Origin of the sequence: Fibrobacter sp. (assembly GCA_012523595.1) — a bacterium.
In the GTDB taxonomy this organism is placed as follows: domain Bacteria; phylum Fibrobacterota; class Chitinivibrionia; order Chitinivibrionales; family Chitinispirillaceae; genus JAAYIG01.
In genome coordinates, this window is the sequence record JAAYIG010000081.1 from 1 (window position 1) to 2747 (window position 2747).

Annotated in this window: 3 protein-coding genes; 2 read left to right on the plus strand and 1 reads right to left on the minus strand. The window is 42.9% G+C overall.

The genetic code is table 11. The features are described 5' to 3' along the window. A partial coding sequence (locus GX089_04955; protein ID NLP01824.1) for a hypothetical protein occupies window positions 1-614 on the plus strand: 614 nt, incomplete at its 5' end. A gap of 528 nt (window positions 615-1142) precedes the next feature. Next, window positions 1143-1838, plus strand: coding sequence for a hypothetical protein (locus GX089_04960; GenBank protein ID NLP01825.1), 696 nt, complete (start codon window positions 1143-1145; stop codon window positions 1836-1838). 29 nt (window positions 1839-1867) lie between these two features. Here GX089_04960 and GX089_04965 read toward each other — a convergent pair. Beyond that, a partial coding sequence (locus tag GX089_04965) for a hypothetical protein (GenBank protein NLP01826.1) occupies window positions 1868-2747 on the minus strand: 880 nt, incomplete at its 5' end.

Genomic DNA, 2747 nt, shown 5'->3' on the forward strand with positions numbered 1-2747 from the left:
ACCTTAACCCTTTAAGAGCCGGTAAGGTTAAATCCTTTGAGGAACTGGGTGCCTGGGCGTGGAGTGGTCATGGTTATCTTTTGGGAAAAGAAGGAGCTAAGGGAGAGAAGTTTCAAAACAGAGAGCAGGCTCTTCGTTTCTTTGGAGAGACTGAATCAAGTGCTATCTCTTCATATTTGAAGTTTCTCTTGGAGAGTTGTCAGACCGGTAACAATGAGCAAGCTGGAGAGTTGTCATTTATCGAGGCAACAGAGGTTTCCGGTTCATGCAAAGGATGGCCGGCGGTAATAGGCGATCCTGAATTTGCAAAAAAAGCATTGGAGAACTACAAAGATTATCTGAACAGGAAGCATCGGAAGGCTGAATATAATGTTGTGCTTGAGGAAGTTGCCAGAAGGGTGTGTGAGACTTACAGTATTTCCCTTGAAGAACTGATGAAGCGGGGAAGGAAGGATAAGCGGTCGAAGGCACGAGCTGAATTCTGTTATCAATCTCATGAACAAGAACTCATACCTTTATCTGTCATTGCCAGATTTCTCAAAACGACTATTCCTCCAATTGCTGTTCTTGCGAAGCAAGGTGCTCCTGAGGTGGAGGAGTACTGCTCTACATAGGTTCCCAACGAAAGAACTTCTTAGAATCCAGCCTGAAAACCTGCCTGTGGATTGAACAATATTCAAATAGTGTGAAGTATTTATACACCCCGACCTGAAGAGAATAGTCTGCTACAGGAGCAATCCCGGAAAACTGAAATATTTAAGCAAGAGAGAACCGTTTGTTTTGACTGCAAATGTATTTGAGTAATAAAACAGTCCGTCCCCTGGAGATTGAGATTGCAAGTAACACTTATGTATAAATAATTAGTCCGTCCCTGGCAGTACCCCTCGGAAAAGTAACTCTCAACAAAAAAAAAGTAGTCCGTCCCCAAAACAATTGACATTTTCTAAGGATATTTTACTTATTCGTGGTACCGATCCTACCTATATTGCACAACGCGTGGGAAACAGGGTTTTTTTGAGTGGTGAAATAGATTCAACCGGAGCATTCAGGAAATTGGAATGGATGCAGACACCCATTTCCAAGGGGAAATGGCAGGTGCAGGATAGTTCTGATATTTTAGCAAAAAAAGAGCTATTCAAATAATGCCTTCAATGGCAGGCGCACTGTGGTATCGTGACTATGCAAATCCGACGCTTCAGTTTCCTGCACCGGTTATCATGCCGCCGGATACATTGCTGCCAGAGAACTCAAATTACATCAAAGATCTTGGAACTGATTTCTTTTATGATATAAACGGTGCAACTACATTTGGAATCTGTCTGGGTGAGGCACCGTCATATCACAATGGATATGTCGTAGGAAATATCTTTGCAACAAAGCGAATGTATCCGGTTGAACTGAAATACCTGGAAAACAGGTCTGATTTTGATTCTCTGTTCAGATATATTAATGAAGCCAAACCCGAAATCGGATCATTTAAGGTCGGTGTGATAAATTACGCTTTTTTACCCGAGTACAATTTTATCGATTTATCCTTTTCAGCAGTTGATAAACATGGGCATTATACGACATTTCGGAAAATCCTTGATAAACAACGGAAAATTGTCTGGCCACCCGGGGAATATGGTTCAAGCGCATTAGAGAATTTGCACGATCTGGAACCACAATGGTTGCGGTTTGGAAATGATCCCGGCCATCCAGCCTTTACTATTGCTAATTATAATACTTTGCAGGAGGATCCCGAAAATTATAACGCCTTTTTTGGTTTACAATTTATCAGCATATCAAAAAACAGCTTGAAATGGTATGATATCAGATATAAATATGTTGGTGATTAGCTCTATTCTTTCCGGCAGAATCCGTTTTTCTACTTAACATCAATAAAGCCGGAATATCCAACTATTATTCTTCCGGTCCGGACTACTTCTGAATTTACCCTGAACTGCAAAAGGTAAATCCCGGAAACACAGTCTCCAAGGCTCAGCATACAGTCTCCCCCGGGACTGAATACCTTTTCAATTCTCTTTACCAGCCGGCCGTTTACATTCAACAAATCGACAGTAACACGGGAGGGATCGGTAACTGTAAAGATAACACTGTTCTTTATTACGCCCCGGATAGAAAAAGGTTTCCGGGAGCAATGCCTGTCCTTGGACTTTTCAGCCGATGACTTTTCCTGATGAAAATAAAGGGATTCAGCCGCGACAATGACCACCCCTCCATCGGAAAATGGTGATGCCAGCGCCTTAGAAACACCATCTGAGGGATATTCTTTTTTCCAGAGTATATTTCCGGATAAGTCAACCCCCATCACGATCTCGTTTTTATCCCCCTCGCCAAAATACACTCCACTGTATCCTGCAATGATAAATGACTGAGGAGCCCTCCTGACTGTTGATCCGAAACAATAGTGGTTAAGATCATATACCGAGTCGAGCACAAGATTTCCTTCGGGACTTACCTTGAAAAGACAGACCTCTGTGGAAGGAAACCAGTTTCTTTTGTTCAGACTTTCAGATATCCTTCTTTTTTGAAAAGGCGACATCCCTGACTCCGTAAATCCTGTCAAGACCACTCCCCCATCTGCAGCCTCGATATCATAGAGAGTGTACCCGACCCTCATCTTTGACCAGATCTCCACCCCATCACTGGAATACCCCAATACCCATCCGGTGTACCCCTTGCATATTCCCGGACAGTAAACCCCGCAGACTATGTAAACACCATCGGATTCAGCGACACCAATC